This window comes from Nocardia alni (genome assembly GCF_019038435.1).
Classification (GTDB): domain Bacteria; phylum Actinomycetota; class Actinomycetes; order Mycobacteriales; family Mycobacteriaceae; genus Nocardia; species Nocardia alni.
On record NZ_JAGPOX010000048.1, the window covers coordinates 29,911 to 53,200 of the forward strand.

Here is a 23,290-nt window from a genome sequence, read left to right on the forward strand (position 1 = left end):
CAGACCAATCCGGCCCCACCGGCGGCTCCGACTGCCGGTGGAGTCCATTGCATCGCAACGGCGACCGGACATCGCTTTCCTGCCTTTTTACTGTCGATTGGAGCACTTCGGATGACCTCGTTGGCCCCGCAGCCGGCAGGTAGTACAGCAGCTGATTGCTTTCCGCTTTCGCAGGCGCAGATCGGTATCTGGAATGCCCAGCACATGGCCCCGGACGTGCCGCTGAGCGTTGCGCACTACATCGAGGTCGACGGTGAATTGGATGTCCGGATACTCGATTCCGCAATTCATCGATGCGCGGTCGAGTTGCAGAGCCCGCTCCTGCGTGTGTTCGAGAGCGATGGGGTGCCGTATCAGGAGGTCGCGTCCGATATGCGGATCGCGTCCCGGGTGGTCGATCTGCGGTCGCTGCCGGACCCGCGTGCGGCCGCGCTGCGGTGGATGGATCGGGATGCGTCGGCGCCCATGGGCGTGGTGCGGGCGCCGCTGCTGGAGAGCGCGGTGTTGCGAACCGGGGAGGCTCAGTTCTTCTGGTACGCCAAGATGCACCACATCGCCATCGACGGCTACGGTGCGATGCTGCTGCTGGCCCGCGCGGCGGAGTACTACAACGCCGAAATCGACGGCGTGGAGCCGAGTCTGTCGAATGCGGAGAACCTGCGCATCCTCAACGACGCCGAGCGGGACTACCGCGATTCTCCGGACTTTCAGGAGGATATGCGGTACTGGCGGGAGCAGACGGCCACGCTGCCCGAACCGATCGGCCTCAGCAGCCGTTTCGCGCCGGCCAGCGGTCGCCGTCGGGCGGTCGCCGGGAGCCTGGACTCCGCGACGACCGAACTGCTCGATGCCGCGCTGACGCGGCCGGGCGCCTCGCGGCCCGCGCTGTTCATCTCCGCGCTCGCCGGCTATCTGGCGGCCGTGACCGGGCGCGGCGAGGTCGTGCTGAGCCTGCCGGTGACCGCGCGCAGCACGCCGGCGCTGCGGGCCTGCGCGGGCTACGTGTCGAATGTCGTTCCGCTGCATATCTCGGTCGGCCCGAAGACCACCATCGCCGAGCTGGTCCGGCAGACGCGCGCCCGCATCCGGGGAGCGCTGAACCACCAGCGCTATCGCCACGAGGACATCCAGCGCCATATGCCGGGCGGGGCAGACGGCCGAGAATTCTTCGGCCCGGTCGCCAATATCATGCTGTATCACAACAGGATTCGATTCGGGGCGGCCACCGGGATCATGCAGCTGGTGTCGACGGGACCGGTGGAGGATCTGTCGATCAACGTGCACAACGGCGGCGGGGACGGCGTGAGCCTCGACTTCGTCGGGAATCCCGATCGGTACAGCCGTGACGAGCTGGACGGTCATCATCGGCGTTTCCTGGAGTACCTCGCGGGCTTCCTGGGCGCGGACTGCGATCTGCCCGTATCCGCGCTGTCGCTGATCAGTTCCGCCGAGCGCGCGCGACTGCTCGGCGAGGTGGCCGGATTCCGGCCGGGCACGCGCGCGGCCTCGACGACGCTGGTCGACGCCTTCGACACGGCGGTGGCCGAACACGGCTCGGCGATCGCGGTGCGCCACAACGGGGTATCGCTGAGCTACGGCGAATTGGACGCCAAGGCCAACCGATTGGCTCGCAAGCTGATCGAGATCGGCGTCGGCCCCGAGTCGCTGGTGGGCATCGCCCTGCCGAGGTCGGCGGAGCTGGTGATCGCGCTGATCGCGGTCGTGAAGGCCGGTGGCGGGTATCTTCCGGTCGATCCCGGGTATCCGGCCGACCGGATCGCGTACATGCTCGACGACGGGCAGCCGGTTTGCGTCGTGACCACGTCGGATCTGCGTTTCCCGGTGGACGTGCCGCTGCTCGAGCTGGATCGTCTGGACCTGTCCGGATATAGGGACACCCAGGTCACCGACCTCGATCGGCGCACGCCGCTGACGCCGCAAAACGTCGCGTACGTGATCTACACCTCGGGCTCCACCGGACGCCCGAAGGGAGTGCAGATACCACATCGCAACGTCACGACCCTGTTCGCGAATGCACAGGGGCACTTCGGGTTCGGTGAGCACGACGTCTGGACGCTGTTCCATTCCTATGCCTTCGACTTCTCCGTATGGGAGCTGTGGGGCCCGCTGCTGTACGGCGGCACGCTGGTCGTCGTCGACTACGTCACCTCACGCTCACCGGAGCAGTTCCTCGAGCTGCTGCGCCGGGAACGAGTGACAGTGCTGAACCAGACGCCCTCGGCCTTCTATCAATTGGCCGCGGCGGACCGGGCCGCATCGATGGGCGAACCGCACGCGGAACCGCTCGCCCTGCGGTATGTCGTATTCGGCGGCGAGGCGCTCGAGCCGCGTCGGCTCGCGGATTGGTATGAGCGACACGGTGACAGCTCACCGCGTCTGGTCAACATGTACGGCATCACCGAGACGACCGTGCACGTGACCCATCGTGCGCTCGGCGGCGGCGAACTCACCGGGTCGTACCCCGCGGTGATCGGCGAGACGCTGCCGGGCCTGCGAATTCTGCTGCTGGACAATCAATTACAACCCGTTCCAGTCGGCGTGCCCGGAGAGATCTACGTCGAGGGCGATCAGCAGGCGCGCGGGTATCTCGGCCGTCCGGGCCTGACCGCGGCGCGCTTCGTCGCCAATCCGTTCGGCGCCGCGGGGACTCGTCTGTACCGGTCGGGTGACCTCGGCAAATGGAATGAGCACGGCCTCGAATACATCGGTCGCAGCGATGATCAGGTCAAGGTGCGAGGTTTCCGTATCGAGCTCGGCGAGATCGAGGCCGCGCTGCTCACGCACGAAACCGTCCGCCACGCCGTGGCTCTCACGCGCGAGGACCACCGCGGCGGTGCGCGCATCGTCGCCTATCTGGTCGGACATCCCGGCACGCCGCCGGATACCGAGGCGGTGCGAAACGATCTGGCATTGCTGTTGCCGGACTACATGATCCCGTCGGCTTTCGTAGTACTGGACGCGATTCCCCTGACGGTCAACGGCAAATTGGACCGGCAGGCACTTCCGGAACCCGCGCTGGAGACCAAGGCCTATCGCGCGCCCGCCACGGCGGTCGAACGCGCGGTCGTGGACGCCTTCGCCGAAGTACTCGAACTCGAGCGGGTGGGGCTGGACGACAGCTTCTTCGCGCTCGGCGGCAACTCGCTGGCCGCGACGCAGGTGGCCGCGCGAGTGGGTGTCGCCCTGAATGCCGGTATTCCGGTGCGGCTGCTGCTCGAGGATGTGACGGTGGCCGAACTTGCCGGGCAGATCGAGCGTTACGCCGCCGTCGAGTCGTCCGAGGGCGTGGCGCGTACGCCGCTGGCGGGCCGTCGGCGTCCGGCGCGGCTGCCCTTGTCGCCGGCGCAGCAGCGCCTGTGGTTCATCAATCAATTCGACACCGCCGCAGCCACCTATAACATTCCCTTCGCCCTGCGCATGCGCGGTGACCTGGACGTGGACGGTCTGCGCAAGGCGTTCGCCGATCTGGTCGAGCGGCACGAGGCCTTGCGCACCGTCTTCCCGAGCAGCGCCGAGGGCGCCTCGCAGGTGATCGTGCCCGCGTGGGAGGCGGCCCCGCGCCTTCCGGTCGTGGAGGTGGCGAGCGGCGACGTGGACGCGCACCTGCTGGAAACCGCGGCCGGCGGATTCGATCTGAGCGTCGAGACCGCGCTGCGGGTCGAACTCCTGCGTATCGGTGGGCAGGAGCACGTGCTGGCGGTCGTCATCCATCACATCGCGGCCGACGGCTGGTCGCTGGCGCCGTTGTTCGCGGACCTGATGACCGCCTACCGGGCGCGGCGTGAAGGGCATGCGCCGCAGTGGACGCCGTTGGCGGTTCAGTACGCGGACTACAGCCTGTGGCAGCGCGATGTGCTCGGGGACGAGTCGGCGCCCGGCAGCCGCGCGGCCGTTCAGGTGGCCTATTGGCGCGAGCGGCTGGCGGATCTGCCCGAGGAGATCTCGCTGCCTTACGATCGGCACCGCCCGGCCACGCAGTCGCTGCGCGGCGGCCGGGTACCGGTCGCCATCGATGCCGAAACCCATCGCCGGCTGATCGAGATGGGGCGTGAGCGCAACGCCACGCTGTTCATGGTGACGCACGCGGCGTTCGCGGTACTGCTCGCACGCCTGTCGGGGATGCGCGACGTCGCCGTCGGCACGCCGATCGCCGGGCGCGGGGAACGCGAACTGGACAACCTGATCGGAATGTTCGTCAATACCTTGGTATTACGGACGACGGTCGATCCGGGGGAGTCGTTCGGCGCGGTCCTCGCCCAGCAGCGCGAGGGTGATCTGGCGGCATTCGCGCACGCGGAGGTGCCGTTCGAGCGCCTGGTCGAGATTCTGAATCCGGTGCGGTCCGCCGCGCGACATCCTCTGGTGCAGATCGGCTTCTCCTTCCAGAACCTGGGACAGGTGAGTCTCGAGCTGCCGGGCCTGGTGGTCACGGGCTCCGAAATCGACACCGGGGTAGCGCAATTCGACCTGCAACTGGTGCTGACCGACACATACGGCGGCAACGGTGCGCCCGAGGGGATCGCCGGGCACCTGATCTACGCGTCGGATCTGTTCGACGAGCGGACGGTCGCCGGGGTCGCCGCGCGGTTCCAGCGAATTCTCGGTGAGATCACCGCGGCTCCGGCCCGCGCGGTCGGTGATATCGAGATTCTGGACGCGGCCGAGCGCCGGGCCGTGCTGTCCGGCCCGAACGCCACCGACCACCCGGTCGATCCGGCCGCGACGCTGGCATCGCTGTTCTACGCCCAGGTGGCACGCACGCCGGACGCCGTGGCGATCGTATCGGAGACCTCCGACGGTCTGGGCCAGGCGACGAGTCGATCGCTGACCTATGGTGAGCTGGCCGAGCGAGTGAATCGCCTTGCGCGATACCTGATCTCACGCGGAGTCGGCCCCGAGACCCGGGTCGCGCTCGGGATGCGTCGTTCGGTGGATCTCGTGGTCGGCATGTACGCGGTCGCCGCGGCGGGCGGCGTCTACGTGCCGCTGGACCCGGATCAGCCCGAGGACAGGCTCGATTACATTCTGCGGACCGCGGCGCCCCTGTGCGTGCTGACCACGGGTCCGGACCTGTTCTCCGCGGCCACGGTTCCGCTGATCTGGATCGATTCGCTGGACCTGACGAGCCTGTCGGCCACGCCGATCACCGATGCCGACCGGCTCGGACGACTGCGCGCGCAGAACACCGCGTACCTGATCTTCACCTCGGGGTCGACCGGGCAGCCGAAGGGCGTCGCGGTGCCGCATCACGGCATCGTCAACCAATTGCTGTGGAAGCATTCGGAATTCGGTCTGGGCGACCAGGACGCAGTGCTGCTGAAGACGGCCGCCACGTTCGACCTGTCGGTGTGGGAATTCTGGTCGCCGCTGGTGTCCGGGGCCCGATTGGTGCTCGCCGCGCCGGGCGGCCAGAACGACCCGGCCTATCTGGCCGGAATGCTCGCGGCGCACCGGATTTCGGTGCTGCACGCGGTGCCCTCGATGCTGGATGCCATCGCGACGGTGACACAGGGAGCATTACCTCCCGCGCTGCGTGCGGTACTGGCGATCGGCGAGGCACTGCCCGCCCGCACGGCACAGCGGGTGCGCGAGAGTAATCCGGCGCTGGAGCTGTGGAATCTGTACGGGCCCACCGAGGCCGCCGTCTCGGTGACGGCCCACCGCGTGACGGACGCCGACACCGGTCGCGTGCCCATCGGTGTGCCGCAATGGAATACTCGCGCCTACGTGCTGGACGGGCGGCTGCGCCCGGTGCCGCCGGGCGTCGCGGGTGAGCTGTATCTGGCGGGCTCCCAACTGGCGCACGGCTACTACGAACGGGCGGCGTCGACCGCCGACCGCTTCCTCGCCGACCCGTACTCGCCGACCCCTGGCGCACGTCTGTACCGCACCGGCGATCTGGCCGCGTGGAATGCCGAGGGCGAGCTGGATATTCTGGGCCGCACGGACTTTCAGGTCAAGGTTCGCGGCTTCCGGATCGAACTCGGCGAGGTCGAGACCGCGCTGCTGCGGATACCGGAGATCGCGGCCGCCGTCGTGATCGTGCACGCCGATGCGGCCGCGGGCGATCGGCTCGTCGCGTATGTGGTCGCGGCGGCCGGTGGTTCGGTCGATGTCACCGCGGTGTCGGCCCGGCTGGGTGGGCTGCTCCCGTCGTACATGCTGCCCTCGGCATTCGTGATTCTCGATGAGCTGCCGCTGACCCCGCACGGAAAAGTGGATCGCCGCGCGCTGCCGGATCCCGTCTTCGAGACCATCGCGTATCGCGCGGCACGCACCGCCCCCGAACAGACGGTCGCGGGCGCGTACGCCGAGGTCCTGGGGGTCGACCAGGTGGGCCTGGACGACGATTTCTTCGCCCTCGGCGGCAACTCGCTGGCCGCGACCCGGGTCGTCGCGCGCTTGAACGCGGCCACCGGCGCCACGATCGCGGTCCGAGCGATCTTCGAGGCGCCCACGGTCGAGGCGCTGGCGGCTCGGATATCGCGGCAGGCCGCTGCCGGAACGCGGCCGAAGCTGAGCAGATACGAACGGCCGCAGAGCATTCCGCTGTCGGCCGCGCAGCAGCGGCTGTGGTTCCTCAACCGCTTCGATCCGTCCTCGGGGGCCTACAACATCCCGATCGCCCTGCGGATGCGCGGCGCGGTCGATGCCGCCGCCCTGTCCGCGGCGTTCGCGGACGTCGTGGAACGGCACGAATCGCTGCGGACCCTCTTTCCCGACAGCGCACAGGGGCCGCACCAGGTGATCGTCCCCGCGGCCGAGGCCGTCGCGACGCTGCCGGTGCTCGAGGTGTCGCCGGACGAGCTCGAGACCCGCCTGGTCGCCTCGGCCGCCCGCGGATTCGACATCGCCACCGAGGTCCCGCTGCGGGTGGAACTGCTGCGCGGCGGTGACGACGAGCACGTGCTGCTGGTCGTGCTGCATCACATCGCCGCGGACGGGTGGTCGCTCACGCCGCTGTCCGCCGATATCGTCACCGCCTATCAGGCCCGTATCGGCGGTGAGCGGCCGCGCTGGGAGCCACTGCCCGTTCAGTACCCGGACTTCACCCTCTGGCAGCGGGAGATGCTCGGCAGCGAGTCCGACCCGCACAGCAGGGCCGCGACACAGCTGGACTACTGGACCTCCCGACTGGCCGGGCTCGCCGAATGTCTCGCCCTTCCGGTCGACCGCCCCCGCCCGGCCGTCGCCTCCGGTCGCGCGGATTCGGTTGTCGTGACGGTTGATTCGACGCTGCACCGCAGCCTGGCGGCGCTGGCCCGCCGCAGCGACGCGAGCGTGTTCATGACCGTGCACGCGGTGCTCGCGGCATTGCTCGCCCGCCTCGGCTCGACTCGGGACGTGTGCCTGGGCACGCCGATCGCCGGGCGCGACGACGAACAGCTGGACCGGATGATCGGCATGTTCGCCGGAACGCTCGCGCTGCGGACCGACGTGCGGTCGGACAGCCGGTTCACCGATCTGCTGGCCTCGGTGCGCGAGGGCGATCTGGACGCCTTCGCCAACGCCGACATCCCCTTCGAGCGGCTGGTCGAGGTGCTGAACCCGGTGCGTTCGACCGCGCATCACCCGCTGTTCCAGGTGATGCTGTCGGTGCACGACACGGCTCCGGGACAGGTGCTGCTGCCCGGGCTCGACGTGGCGGCCGAAGCGATCCGGACCGGTGTCACGGCGTGGGATCTGCAGTTCACCCTGGTGGAGTCGTACACCTCCGGCCGGATCGCCGACGGTATCGAACTTCGCCTGACCTACGCGACCGACCTGTTCGACCACGGCACCGCCGAGCGGATGTGCCGGCGCTTCGTCGACATGCTGTCCGCGGTGGTGGCGAACCCGGATGTCGCGGTGGGCGATATCGACATCCTGTCCGAGCGCGAGCGAGCCGAACTGTCCTCGGTGCGCGGAGATCCCGCCGCGCCCGCGATCACCCTGGCGGACTATTTCGATGCTGTCGCACAACGACTTCCGGAGCATGTCGCGGTGCGTGCCGACGCGCGGGAGATGACCTACCGGGAGATCGACGACTGGTCGAACAGGCTGGCACGGGGGCTGATCGCGCGCGGTATCGGTCCCGGAGACGTCGTGGCGCTCGCTCCGGCTCGCTCGATCGAATCGGTGGTCTGCTCGATCGCGGTCGCGAAGACGGGCGCGGCGTTCCTGCCGATCGACAGGCGCTACCCGCTCGACCGCATCCGATACCTGCTGTCCGACTCGGCGGCACGACTCGGTGTGACGGTGACGGCCGATGACGGCCTGCCCGATGACATTACGTGGCTGACAGTGCGGGAACTGGACGGCGGTGCGAGCGCGCCCGTCACCGACCGGGACCGGGTGCGTCCGGTGTACGTCGACGATGTCGCGTACGTCATCTACACCTCGGGAACCACCGGTCGTCCCAAGGGCGTCGCGGTCACCCACCGGGGGCTGCACAGCTTCGCATCCGAGCAGCAGGCCCGATACGGCGTCGAATCGACCTCGCGCACCTTGCATTTCGCATCCCCGAGCTTCGATGCCTCGGTGCTGGAACTGCTGATGGCGCTGTGCGGCGGGGCGACGATGGTCATCGCCCCGACCGACATCTACGGCGGCGACGAACTCGCGGCCCTGCTGGACCGTGAGCGGATCACCCACGCGTTCATCACCCCTGCCGCATTGGCCAGCATCGAGACCGGCCGGTGGCCGCTGCCCGGGCTGCGCTGCCTGATCGTCGGCGGCGAGGCATGCGGCACCGAACTGGTCGAGCGGTGGGCGCGGGACCGGCCCATGCTCAACGCCTACGGACCGACCGAAGCCACTGTGGCGGCGATCATTTCCGATCCGATGCGGCCCGGATGCCCGGTCACGCTCGGACACGATCCGGTCCGCGGCGCGAGCATCGCCGTCCTGGACGACCGCCTGCGCCCGGTGCCGCCGGGCGTGAGCGGCGAGCTGTATCTCGCGGGCGCGGGCCTGGCTCGCGGCTACCACCACCGGCCGGTATCGACCGCCGAACGCTTCGTCGCGAATCCATTCGACCCGGCCGGCGCGCGCATGTACCGCACCGGTGATCTGGCGTGCTGGACCGCCGACGGGCAGCTGAACCTGCTGGGGCGCAGTGACGATCAGGTCAAGATCCGGGGCTTCCGCATCGAGCTGGGCGAGATCACGGCCGTGGTGGCCGAGGGCCCCGGAGTGCGGTTCGCGCACAGCGAGATCGGGCACGATCGGGCGGGCGTGGCTCGCATCGTCACCTATGTGATGTTCGCCGACGGCGTTGTGCCGGACGCGGATTCGCTGCGAACCCACGTGGCCGACCGGTTGCCCGCGCATATGGTCCCGTCGCTGTTCGTGAATCTTCCCGCTGTACCGCTCACTCCGGCGGGCAAACTCGACCGCGCCGCGCTGCCCGAACCCGATTTCGATCTGCTCGCGGCCGGTGGTCGGGAGCCCGCGACGGAGAACGAGGCGCTGGTCGCGGCCGCGATGGCCGAGATCGTCGGTCACCCCGGTGTGTGCGCCGATCACAACTTCTTCGAGCTCGGCGGCAATTCGCTGTCCGCAACGCGGTTGGTCTCCCGGATCGCCGTGCTGTCGCAGCGGCAGCTCGGCGTGCGGGCGGTCTTCGAACAGCCGACTCCCGCCGGCCTGGCCGCCCTGCTGGACCGCGCGCCCCGCGCCGGGTCCGCACCGGCGCGCCGGGATCGGCCCGCGCGGGTGCCGTTGTCCTTCGCGCAGCAACGGTTGTGGTTCCTGAACCGGTTCGACACCGCCGCCGGCACCTACAACATCCCGATCGTGCTGCGGATGCGGGGTGCGCTGGACGTGGCGGCGCTGCGGCAGGCGCTGCGCGATGTCGTCGAACGGCACGAGGCACTGCGCACGACCTATCCCGACGCGGCGGACGGCCCGTACCAGTCGGTCGTTCCCGCGGACGATGCGGGGATCGAGCTGACCGAACTGGAACTCGCGGCCGATCGCGTCGAGGATCACGTGCGGGCCTCGGCCGGCCGGGGCTTCGACCTCACCGTGGAGATTCCGGTGCGCACCGAACTGCTTCGCGTCGGTGAGCACGAGTACGTGCTGGTGATGGTCGTGCATCACATCGCCGCCGACGGTTGGTCGCTGCGGCCGCTGGCCGGGGACCTCGCCATCGCGTACGAGGCTCGCCGCGTGGGAGATTCGCCGCGCTGGACGCCGCTGCCCGTGCAGTATGCGGACTACAGCCTGTGGCAACGCGACATGCTGGGCAGCGACACCGATCCGGGCAGTGTCGCCGCGGCGCAGCTGAGCTATTGGCAGCGCACGCTCGCCGATCTGCCCGAATGCCTCGAACTGCCGATGGACCGGCCGCGTCCGCCGGTGGCCTCGCATCGCGGGGCCTCGGTCGCCGGCCGCATCGACGCCGCTGTGCACGAACGGGTTTCGCAGTTCGCCTCCGCCCGCGACGCCAGCGTGTTCATGGTGCTGCACGCGGTGCTGGCGATCGTGCTGTCCCGGCTCACGGCGAGCCGGGATGTGGCGATCGGCACCCCGATCGCGGGCCGCACCGACGAACAGCTCGAGCATCTGGTCGGGATGTTCGTCGGCACCCTGGTCCTGAGAACGCACGTGGACGACGACCGTTCCTTCACCGAACTGCTCGACGCCGTCCGCGAGGGCGATCTGGGCGCGTACGCCAACTCAGACATCCCGTTCGAGCACCTGGTGGACCTGCTCAACCCGATCCGGTCCTCGGCACATCACCCGCTGTTCCAGGTCATGCTGTCGGTGCAGAACGCCTCGCCCATGCGTTTGCAACTCCCGGCGATGGCGATCGACGCCGAGGATCTCGACGCGGGCGTCGCGCAGTTCGATCTCCAGTTCGCGCTGACCGAGACACACGAGCTGGACCGGACGCCCGACGGCATCGACCTGCGCCTGGACTACGCCACCGATCTGTTCGACGAACAGAGCGCGCGGCAGATCATCCGGCGTTTCATCGCGGTGCTGGAGGCGGTCGTCGCCGATCCCGCGGGCGCCGTCGGCGCGGTCGAGATCCTGGACGAACGGGAACGGGCGACCCTGGCGCCCGCGCGGGGCGCGGCGTCGGCGCCGGCGGCGACGCTGCCCGCGTTGTTCGCGGCGGCTGCCGTGGACGGCGACCGCATCGCGATCCGGTCCGATCTCGCGGAACTGAGTTATCGCGAACTCGACATGCGCTCGAACCGCCTGGCGCGCATGCTGATCGGCCGGGGCGTCGGCCCCGGAGACGTTGTCGCGCTCGGCCTCGCGCGTTCGGTGGATTCGGTGGTCGGCCTGCTCGGCGTCGTGAAGGCGGGCGCGGCCTACCTTCCGGTCGACCCGCACTATCCCGCCGATCGGATCCGGCACATGCTGTCCGATTCGGGTGCGCGCGTGGGTGTCACGACCGACGTGCAGGCGGCGCGGCTGCCCGAGGGCATCGAATGGCTGCGATTGGCGGAGCTGTTCGAATTCGACCCGGCTCCCGTCACCGACCGCGACCGGACTCGGTCGCTGCGCATCGACGACCTGACCTACGTGATCTACACCTCGGGCTCGACGGGTGTGCCGAAGGGCGTCGCGGTCACCCACCGGGGCCTCGCCAACTTCGCCGCCGAGCAGCGCAGTCGATACGGCGTCGAGAACACCTCGCGCACATTGCATTTCGCCTCGCCCAGCTTCGACGCGTCGGTACTGGAACTCTTGCTGGCGCTGTGCGCGGGCGCGACGATGGTGATCGCGGCCCCCGATGTGTACGGCGGCGGCGAACTGGCCGGACTGCTCGACTCCGAGCGGATCACCCACGCGTTCATCACCCCCGCCGCGCTCGCCAGCATCGACGCGCGGCAGTGGCCGCTGCCGTGGCTGCGGTCCCTGATCGTCGGCGGTGAGGCGTTCGGCCTCGAACTCGTCGCCGACTGGGGCGCCGACCGTGCGATGTTCAACGCCTACGGTCCCTCGGAAGCCACTGTGGCGCCGGCGCTTTCCCACGCACTGCGGACGGACGGCCCGATTCCCCTCGGCGGTCCGATCCGGGGCGCGAGCCTGGTCGTGCTGGATACCCGGCTGCGACCGGTACCCGTGGGTGTGGTCGGCGAACTGTATGTCGCGGGGGACGGGCTGGCGCGCGGTTATCTGCGACGCTCCGGATTGACCGCCGCGCGATTCGTCGCGGACCCGTTCGGCGTGCCCGGATCGCGGATGTACCGGACCGGAGATCTGGTGCGGTGGAACGGACTCGGTGAGCTGCTGTTCGCCGGTCGCGCCGACGATCAGGTGAAGATCCGCGGCTTCCGCATAGAGCTGGGCGAGATCACCGAGGTGATCGCCGAACATCCGGCAGTCCGGTTCGCGCACACCGAGGTTCGCGCGGATGGCACGGGTGGGCCCCGGATCGTCACGTACGTGGTCCGCACCGAATCCGAGGTCCCGGCCGATGCCGCGGCGATCCGGTCGCATGCCGCCGCGGCGCTGCCGGGGCATATGGTGCCCTCAGCGATCGTGGAACTGCCGTCGATTCCGTTGAGCCCCTCGGGAAAGCTGGATCGCAAGGCCCTGCCGGAACCGGACTTCTCCGCCGCGGCGGAGCCGGGGCGAGCACCGGGGACGCCCAACGAGCGACTGGCCGCCGCGCTGATGGCCGAGGTGGTCGGCGCCGGCGGCGTCGGCGCGGACAGCAACTTCTTCGACATCGGCGGAAACTCGCTGTCCGCCACGCGATTGGTCGCCCGGATCGCGGCCGAGACCGGCCACAGCCTGGCCGTGCGCTCGGTCTTCGACGCTCCGACACCCGCGGGTCTGGCCGAGATGCTCGACTCGGCCGTAGCGGGCGGCAGCCGTCTGCGCCCGGGCCTGATCGCGGGGGAGCGGCCGGCCCGGATCCCGTTGTCCCCGGCGCAGCGACGGCTGTGGTTCGTCAACCGCCTCGACATGTCCTCGGGTCTGTACAACATCCCGATCGCGCTGCGTCTGCGTGGTGCACTCGACGCCGGGGCGCTGGAGGCAGCGCTCCGGGATGTCGTCGGCAGGCACGAGATTCTGCGCACGGTATTCCCGGATTCGCCCGAGGGACCCCATCAGGTGATCCGGGATGTCGGGACGGCCGATATCGGCCTGGTGCGGATCGAGGCCGAGATATCGTCCTTCGCCGCAATGGGTTTCGACCTCACCATGGAACTGCCGGTACGGGCCGCGCTGCTGCGCCGGGCCGACGACGAGCACGTTCTGATCCTGGTGCTGCACCACATCGCGGCCGACGGCTGGTCGCTGGCGCCGCTGGCCGCCGATATCGCCACGGCTTACGGCGCGCGAGTGTCCGAGCAGGCCCCGCAGTGGCCGCCGCTGCCGGTGCAATACGCCGACTACAGCCTGTGGCAGCACGAAATCCTCGGCGGCGAAAAGGATCCGGACGACCTCGCCGCACGGCAGCTCGACTACTGGCGCACGCGCCTGGCCGAACTGCCCGAATGCCTGGAACTGCCGACCGATCATTCGCGCCCGCCGGTGGCCACACACCGTGGCGGCGTGGTGAATTCGGTGCTGCCCGCCGCGGTGCATCGCCGGCTGGCCGAGCTGGCCCGCGCACACGACGCGAGCCTGTTCATGGTGCTGCACGCGGCATTGGCGGTGTTGCTGGCGCGATGGAGCGCCACCGGTGACATCGCCATCGGCACGGCCGTCGCGGGTCGCGGCGACGAGGGGCTGGATCGTCTGGTCGGCATGTTCGTCGGCACACTGGTGCTGCGGACCGAGGTGCGGGGGCATCGCAGCTTCGCCGAACTGCTCGGATCGGTCCGGGGCGAGGACCTCGACGCCTACGCGAACGCGGACATCCCCTTCGAGCGATTGGTCGAAGAACTCAACCCGGCCCGCTCGACGGCCCACCATCCGCTGTTCCAGGTGATGCTGTCGGTGCACGACGACTCACCCGCCGCGATCCGCCTGCCCGGCCTCGACGTGGTCACCGAAGAGCTGAATTCCGAAGTGGCCAAATGGGATCTGCAGGTCACCGTGACCCAGGCGCACACCGCGGACCGGGCGCCGGACGGTCTCGAGGTGGCCCTGCACTACGCCACCGATCTGTTCGACCACGCCACCGTCGAGCGGGCCGCGCAGCGTTTCGCGCGGATCCTGACCGCCGTCGCCGAGGACGCGAACCGTGCCGTCGGCGATCTCGATATCCTCGACGAGTGGGAGAAGACCGAGCTGTCACCGGCGCGTGGCATCGAATCGGCCTCGCCCGCACCGCTTTCCGAGGTCTTCCGGGCGGCCGTGACCGGAAATCCGGAGGGAATCGCGATACGTAGCGGCACAACGGAATTGACCTATCGGGAATTGGACGATCGGTCCGGCCGGGTGGCGCGGGCACTGATCGACCGCGGGATCGGCCCGGGCGATGTGGTCGCCGTCGCGGTGGCGCGCTCGGCGCGCTCGGTCCTCGCCTCGCTCGCGGTGACCAAGACCGGCGCGGCGTATCTGCCCATCGATACGCGCAATCCCGGCAAGCGAATCGGTCATATGCTCGCCGATTCGGGCGTCACGTGCGGTCTGACGATGCCCGGGGAAACCGAGTCGCTGCCGGATGATGTGGCCTGGCTGATGCTGCCGGAGCTCGAGAGCGCCGATGTGACGCCGGTGTGCGATGCCGACCGGCTCCGGCCGCTGCATGTCGACGACCTGGCCTACGTGATCTACACCTCGGGTTCCACCGGTGAGCCCAAGGGCGTCGCCGTCACGCACCGGGGACTGTCGAACTTCGCCGCGGAACAACGTGATCGCTACCGGATGGATTCGGACGCGCGCACCTTGCACTTCGCCTCGCCGAGCTTCGACGCCTCGGTGCTGGAACTGCTGCTGGCGTGGGGAGTCGGCGCGACGATGGTGATCGTCCCGGCCGATGTGTACGGCGGCGACGAACTCGCCGAAGTGCTGGAACGCGAACGCGTCACGCACGCGTTCATCACCCCGGCCGCGCTGGCGAGCATCGATACCGGACGCTGGCCGTTGCCGCACCTGCAGTACCTGGCCGTCGGTGGCGAGCTGTTCGGCGGCGACCTGGTGGAGCGCTGGGTGGCGAACCGCCGGTTCTTCGACGGATACGGCCCGACCGAGACCACGATCATGACGCTCATCTCCGAGCCCCTGACGGTCGGCGGACCGCTCGTGATGGGACGCCCGATCCGGGGCACCTCCGCCGTGGTGCTGGACGCGCGGTTGCGCCCGGTACCCGTGGGCGTCAGCGGTGAGCTGTATGTCTCCGGATGCGGGCTGGCACGCGGCTATCTGCGGCGACTCGGGCTGACCGCGTCCCGTTTCGTGGCGGACCCGTTCGGTGCGCCCGGCGGCCGGTTGTATCGCACGGGCGATGTCGTGCGGTGGACCTCCAACGGCGAGCTGGTGTTCGTCGGGCGGTCCGACGACCAGGTCAAGATCCGTGGTTTCCGCATCGAGCTGGGCGAGATCACGACGACGGCCGTTTCGTATCCCGGTATTCGGTTCGCGCACACCGAGGTTCGCCGGGACACCGGCGGGCGCGATCAGCTCGTGACATACGTGGTCGGAGCCGAGACCGCCGCGGGCGGGATCGACGCGGTGCGCGCGCATCTGGCCGAACGGCTGCCGGGGCACATGGTTCCGGTCGCGATCGTGCCCCTCCCGTCGATTCCGTTGACGCGCAACGGAAAACTGGATCGTTCGCTGCTGCCGGATCCGGACTTCGGGATCGTCGACTCCGACGGCCGCGAGCCGCGGACCGCGAACGAAATCCTTGTGGCCGCCGCGATGGCGGAGGTGATCGGCCAGGGCGGTGTGCGCGCCGACGACAGCTTCTTCGAGCTGGGCGGCAACTCGCTCTCGGCCACCCAGCTGGTGGCCGGGATCGCCGCCGCATCGGGCCACCAGCTGGCCGTTCGATCGATCTTCGAGCATCCGACACCCGCGCGATTGGCGGCACTGCTCGACGAGGCGCACCGCAGCGGTCCCTCCGCGCGCCCGGCCCTGACCGCCCGGCCGCGACCCGAGCGCGTTCCGTTGTCGCTGGCGCAGCAGCGCCTGTGGTTCCTCAACCGCTTCGACACCGAGTCGGGCGCCTACAACATTCCGGTCGCCCTGCGCCTGCGCGGAGTGCTGGAGGTCACCTGCATACAGGAGGCGATCCGGGATGTGATCGACCGGCACGAGGTGCTGCGCACCGTCTTCCCGGACGGCGCCGAGGGGCCCAGTCAGGTCGTCGTGCCGCACTACGATCGGCCGATTCCCGTGCTCGATATCGACGAGGCCGAATTGGCCTGTGCGGTCGGCGAACTCGCGACGACAGGTTTCGATCTCGGCACCGATGCTCCGGTGCGGGCGACCCTGTTCCGGATCCGGCCCGATGAGCACATGCTGGTCCTGGTCCTGCACCACATCGCCGCGGACGGCTGGTCGCTGGCGCCGCTGGCGGCCGACATCGTCACCGCCTATCAGGCGCGAACGGCGGGTGTGGCGCCGCAGTGGGAGCCGCTGGAGGTCCAGTACGCCGACTACAGCCTGTGGCAACGGGAGGTACTCGGCGACGAGGACGATCCGGATTCCCTGGCCGGCAGGCAGTTGCGGCACTGGCAGCGAGTGCTGGCAGACCTTCCCGAGTGTCTCGAACTGCCCGCCGACCATCCCCGCCCCGCCGTCGCCTCCCATCGGGGAGCATCGCTCACCGTCGGGATCGATGCCGCCCTGCATGCCGAGCTGGTGGATATCGCACGGACTCAGGACGCCACCCTGTTCATGGTGCTGCACACCGCGCTCGCGACACTGCTGGCACGGTTGAGCCGAAGTTCCGATATCGCGATCGCCACCGTGATCGCAGGTCGCACCGAGACACAGCTGGCGCGTCTGGTCGGTATGTTCGTCGGCACGCTGGTGCTGCGCACGCGGGTATCCGGTGACGAGCCGTTCGGCGCGATGCTCGCGGCGGTCCGCGAGGGCGATCTCGACGCGTTCGCGAATGCGGACATCCCCTTCGAGCGGCTGGTGGAGCTGCTCAACCCCACCCGAACGAGCGCCTATCACCCCCTGGTTCAGGTGGGCCTGTCGCTGAACAACCAGGCCTCCGCCGAGCTGAGTATGGCCGGTGTGGAGGTGACGGCCGAGGATATCGACGCCGGCACCGCGAAAATGGATCTGCAGTTCGCGTTCACCGAATCCCGGCTGCCGGACGGCACACCGGACGGGATCGCACTGGCGTTGAACTACGCGACCGATCTGTTCGAGCCCGAGACCGCCGCGCGATTCGCCGCGCGATTCGTTCGCATTCTGGCCGCGATCGCGGCGAACCCGCAGATCCCGGTCGGCGATATCGACCTGCTGGACGAGTACGAACGAGACGCGCTGGTGCCCGCCCGGGGCGCCCGCGCCGCGGAGACCAGGACCCTGTCCGCGATGTTCGCCGACGCGGCGGCCGATCCGGACCGGGTGGCGATCCGATCGGATGCCGCGGAACTGAGCTATCGCGCGCTCGACGAGAAGACCAACCGGCTGGCCCGGATGCTGACCGCGCGCAACGTCGGGCCGGGGGACGTCGTCGCGCTCGGTATGGCGAGGTCGATGGATTCGGTGATCGCCGCACTGGCGGTCACCAAGACCGGCGCGGCGTTCCTGTCGGTCGACATCAAGCATCCGGCCGAGCGGATTCGCCATATGCTGTCCGACTCCGGGGTGCGGGCGGGACTGAGCACCGCGTCCGACGTCGGGGCGCTGCCCGCCGATGTGGAATGGCTGGTGATCACCGAACTCGACGACACCGCGGTGTCCAGCGACCCGCTGGCGCCGCACGAATTCACGCGCGCGCCGCGGGAGCAGGATCTCGCGTACCTGATCTATACCTCGGGATCGACGGGCCGGCCGAAGGGCGTGGCGGTCACGCACCGCGGCCTGCACAACTGCGCGGAGGTGCTCCGAGTCCGCTTCAAGGTCGAAAGCCGTTCCCGTACCTTGCATCTGGCGTCACCGAGTTTCGACGTCGCGATCCTGGAACTGCTCCTGGCCTGGTGCGCGGGTGCGACGATGGTCATCGCTCCGGCCGATGTCTACGGCGGTGACGAACTGGCCGGAGTGCTCGACCGGGAACAGGTGACGCATGCGGTGATCACGCCCGCGGCCCTGGCGACGATCGATGCCGGGCGGTGGCCGCTGCCGCATCTGCACACACTGGTCGTCGGCGGCGAGGCGTTCGATCCGGATCTGATCGGGCGCTGGGCGGTGGATCGCCAGGTGATCAACGGCTACGGCCCGTCCGAAGCGACCATCGCCACTACGCTCTCCTCTCCGCTCCGGGCGGATCGGCCGGTAGCCCTGGGGCATCCGATACGCGGGGTGACGGCCGTGGTCCTGGACGCGCGCCTGACGCCGGTGCCGATCGGTGTCATCGGCGACCTCTACGTCGGCGGTGTCGGGCTGGCCCGCGGCTATCACCGGCGGCCCGTGCTCACGGCGGATCGGTTCGTCGCCAGCCCCTTCGGCGATCCGGGCGACCGGATGTATCGCACGGGTGATCTGGTGCGCTGGACGCGAGGGGGCGAGCTCTCGTTCGTCGGCCGCGCGGACGACCAGGTGAAGGTGCGCGGCTTCCGGATCGAGCTGGGTGAGATCAATGCGGTCGTATGGGGTTGTCCCGAAGTGAGTTTCGCGCACACCGAGCTGCGTCGCGACGGCCTCGGGCAGGCGCGGATCGTGACGTACGTGGTGAGCGAGAGCGCGGCCGAATCGCTGCGTGGATACGCGGCCGAACGACTGCCCGCCCACATGATTCCCGAACTGGTGCCGCTGACCCGGATTCCGCTGACGCCCACCGGGAAACTGGATCGAAAAGCCCTGCCGGAACCGGTGTTCGATGTCGCGGATGCCGACGGCAGGGCCCCCGCGACGCCGAACGAGGTGATGACCGCCGCCGCGATCGCCGAGATCGTCGGTCGCCCAGAGGTATACGCCGATCAGAGCTTCTTCGACCTGGGCGGCAATTCCCTGTCCGCCACCCGGTTGTCGGCGCGCATCGCCGCGCTGTCGGGTCACCGGCTGGGCGTACGGGCGATCTTCGAGCATCCGACGCCGGCGGGACTGGCCGCGCTGCTGGACGCCGCGGATCGCGCGGGTGCGCCCGGCGTTATGGCGCTGACGGGACGCGAACGCCCGCAACGACTTCCGCTGTCCCTGGCGCAGCAGCGCCTGTGGTTCCTGAACCGATTCGACACCGGTTCGGGCGCCTACAACATTCCGGCGGTCCTGCGCCTGCGCGGTGAACTCGACGCCGAGGCGCTCGCCGCGGCCATCGGTGACGTCGTGGCCCGGCACGAGACGCTGCGCACGGTATTCCCGGACTCGGCCGACGGTCCCAGCCAGGTGATCCTGGACGACGCGGGCTCCGGGTTCGTCCTCGAGCGGGTGGACCTCGACGCCGCCGTGGTCGGGACGTACACCCGAAAACTGATCTCGACCGGATTCGACGTGCGCGTCGAGCCACCGCTGCGGGCGACCCTGCTGCGCGTGTCCGACGACGAGCACGTGCTGGTCGTGGTCATCCACCACATCGCCGCGGACGGCGGATCGATCGCGCCGCTGGCCGGTGATCTCATGGCGGCGTACGAGTCCCGTCGTCGCGGCACGGCTCCCGGCTGGGCGCCGCTGGCCGTGCAGTACGCCGATTTCACCCTCTGGCAGCGTGAAATCCTCGGCGCGGAGGACGATCCGGGCAGTCGCGCGGCGGCGCAGCTGGACTACTGGCGCAGGACGCTGGACGGACTGCCGGAGTGTCTGGAACTGCCCACCGATCGGCCGCGGCCGACGACACCCACGTACGCGGGTGCGTCGGTGCACACGTCGATCGACGCGCCGCTGCACACGGCGCTGCACGAGCTGGCGCGCCGCCACGATGCGACGCTGTTCATGGTGCTGCACGCCGCGCTCGCGGTCTTGCTGCACCGGCTCACCGGCACCGGGGACATCGCGATCGGAACTCCGATCGGCGGGCGTACCGAGGAGCAACTCGAGCAGTTGATCGGCATGTTCGTCGGCACCCTGGTGTTGCGGACCCCGATCACCGCGGCGGCGTCGTTCGCCGCGACGCTCGAGGCCGTGCGCGCCACGGATGTCGACGGGTTCGCCAACGCCGATATCCCCTTCGAGCGATTGGTCGAGGTGCTCAACCCGGCCCGTTCGACGGCGCACAATCCGCTGTTCCAGGTCATGCTGTCGGTGCACGGACCCGTCCGGACCGCGCTGCGGCTGCCCGGTGTCGAGGTCGTCGCCGAGCAGCCGGAGTTCGACATCGCGAAATTCGATCTCCAGTTCACCGCGACCGAATCGTTCACCGCGGGCGGCGAACCGGACGGAATCGGCCTCTCGGTCACCTATGCGACGGACCTGTTCGACACCGGCAGCGCGGAGCGATTCGGCGCGTATCTCGTCAGGCTCCTGCGCGCCGCGGCCGCGGATTCTGCCCGGCCCGTAGGCGATCTGGAGATTCTGGCGGCCGCGGAGGCCGGGCAGCTCGCGCCCGTGCACCGCCCGTCGACCGTGCCGGCGGCGACGCTGGCCGATCTGTTCGCCGCGGCCGTCGCGGTGGAACCGCGCAACACCGCGATCCGGTCCGGCACCGTTCACCTGAGCTACGCGCGGCTGGACCGGTTCACCAACAAGCTGGCCCGGGAGCTGATCGTTCGCGGCGCCGGACCGGAAAAGTGTGTGGCCGTAGGGATTTCGCGGTCGATCGAATCCGTACTCGCGGTGCTGGCGGTGGCGAAGACCGGTGCGGCGTTCGTGCCCGTCGATCCGGCGTATCCGAGTCGGCGCAAGCAGCACATGGTGACCGATTCGGGAGCCCTGTTCGGCGTGTCCGTCTCGGGCACCCGCGGCGCCATGCCCGATGGGCTCGAGTGGCTGCTGCTGGACGACCCCGAGTTCAGGAGCCGGGTGGCGGAGATCTCGGAAGCGCCGATCACCGACGCCGAACGCACCGAACGGCTGCGGATCGAACATCCCGCCTACCTGATCTACACCTCGGGGTCCACCGGTATCCCCAAGGGCGTCACCGTGACCCACGGTGGGCTCGCCAACTTCACCACCGAGATGAACCGTCGTTGCGAGGTGCATCCCGGTTCCCGGGTACTGCATTTCGCCTCGCCCAGTTTCGACGCGGCGGTGCTGGAACTGTTGTTCGCGCTCGGCGGCGCGGCGACGATCGTGATCGCCGGATCGGACGTCTACGGCGGCTCGGCCCTGGGCGAACTGCTCGCTGCGGAGATGGTCACGCACGCGTTCATCACCCCGGCGGCGCTGGCGACGGTCGACCCGTCCGGGCTGGACCACCTGGCCGCCGTCATGGTCGGCGGCGACCGGTGCGATCCCGACCTGGTGCGGCGCTGGGTGGGGATTCCGGAGCGGCCCGGCACCATCGCGGCCCGCCGGCGGATGTTCAACGCCTACGGCCCGTCCGAGGCCACCATCGCCGCGACGCTGAGCGCGCCGATGCGACCGGGAGCCCCGGTCACGGTCGGCGGGCCGGTGCGCGGGTTCGGCCTGCTCGTGCTGGACTCGCGCATGCATCCGGTTCCGGTCGGCGTGCCCGGCGAGCTGTATCTGTCGGGAATCGCCCTCGCTCGTGGATATCACCGCCGGGCGGGGCTGAGCGCCGAGCGGTTCGTGGCGAACCCGTTCGGCGCGCCCGGCGAGCGGATGTACCGCACCGGGGACCTGGTCCGGTGGGCGACGCACACGGCAGAGCGAGAGATCGAATACCTCGGCCGCACCGACGATCAGGTCAAGATCCGCGGTTTCCGAATCGAATTCGGTGAGATCGATGCGGCGATGACGGGCCACCCGGAGGTCGAGCGCTCGGTCACGATCGGGCACACACCCGCGAGCGGCACGACGATGCTGGCGTCGTATGTGACACTGCTGCCCGGCGCCGCGGTCACGGCCCCGGACCTGGTCCGGTACCTCACCGATCGCCTGCCCGGCTACATGGTTCCCCCCTCGATCACCATTCTCGACGCGTTGCCGATCACGCCGGCGGGGAAGATGGACCGGCAGGCTCTGCCCGAACCGGTGTTGATCGCGGCCGCCGGGTACCGGGTGCCCGCCGGCCCGGTGGAGGCCGCCCTCTGCGAGGCGTTCGAGGTCGCGCTCGGTGTGGATTGCGTTGGGGCGGACGACAATTTCTTCGAACTGGGCGGCAACTCCCTGCTGGCCACGCACATGGTCGCCATCGTGCGCGAGCGGCACGGGCTCGACGTGCCGATGCAGGCAATCTTCCTGCGCCCCACGCCCGCCGGGATCGCGGCGCGGATGAACGACGGGGAGGACCTCGCGCAGGACCCGGTGGACGCGGCGTTCGGGACCGTCCTGCCGCTCCGCGGTGAAGGCAGCGAACCACCGTTGTTCTGTGTCCATTCCGCGAGCGGTGTGGCCTGGAACTACGCCGGTCTGCTTCCGCATCTCGAGGCCGAGCGGCCGGTGTACGGCCTGCAGATGCCCCATCTGACCGGTGGCGGCGAGGGCCTGGACACGATCGAGACCCTTGCCGTGCGGTACGCCGAGGAAATTCGGCGGGTGCAGCCGAACGGTCCGTACCACCTGCTCGGATGGTCGCTGGGCGGGTTGATCGCCCACGAGATCGCCGTCCTGCTGCGGCAGGCGGGGGAGCAGGTCGCCCTGCTGGCCATGATGGACAGCCGCATTCTCGCCTGGGAGACGGCGACCACCGATCCGACCGCCGGAGAACTGCTCGGCAGCCTGCTGGGCGATCCCGATATCGCGCGGCAGGACATCGGCGCCGACCGCGCGGCGCAGTTGCTGGCCGAGCACGACGGCCCGTTCGCCTCGCTCACCCCCGTGCAGGTGCAGCGACTCTACGATGCCTATCTGGCCGGAACCCGGATGGGATATCGGTTCGTGCCCAGCAGCTACGACGGCGACATGTTGTATTTCACCGCGATGGTGAATTCCGGTCCGGTCGACGAGTTCGGGCGGATGGCGCCGATCAAGGGCGCCCTCGATTGGCGCCCGTTCGTCACCGGTGAAATCAGGGAATGCCCGATGGACTGCTCGCATGTCGAAATGTCGAATCCGGACGCCCTGGCCGAAATCGGTGCGGCGCTGCGCGGTTATCTCGCGCGCAAGAACGGGGAACGGTCGAGCGTCGAGGTAGTCAGCATCGTGCGCGACAGCGGCCTCGAATCGGTCGTCAACGGAAGGGCGGTGAAATGAGCCATTGACGGGCGTGCGGCCTCGGGGAGGGGCCGGCCTGCTTGTTCATCGC

1 protein-coding gene is annotated in these 23,290 nt (G+C 69.4%); it reads left to right on the plus strand.

Annotated features, from left to right (window positions below):
- Positions 1 to 111: 111 nt before the first annotated feature.
- On the plus strand, positions 112 to 23,238 hold the full coding sequence (locus JZ791_RS19680) for a non-ribosomal peptide synthetase (protein ID WP_216896622.1): 23,127 nt from the start codon (positions 112 to 114) through the stop codon (positions 23,236 to 23,238).
- Positions 23,239 to 23,290: the final 52 nt, after the last annotated feature.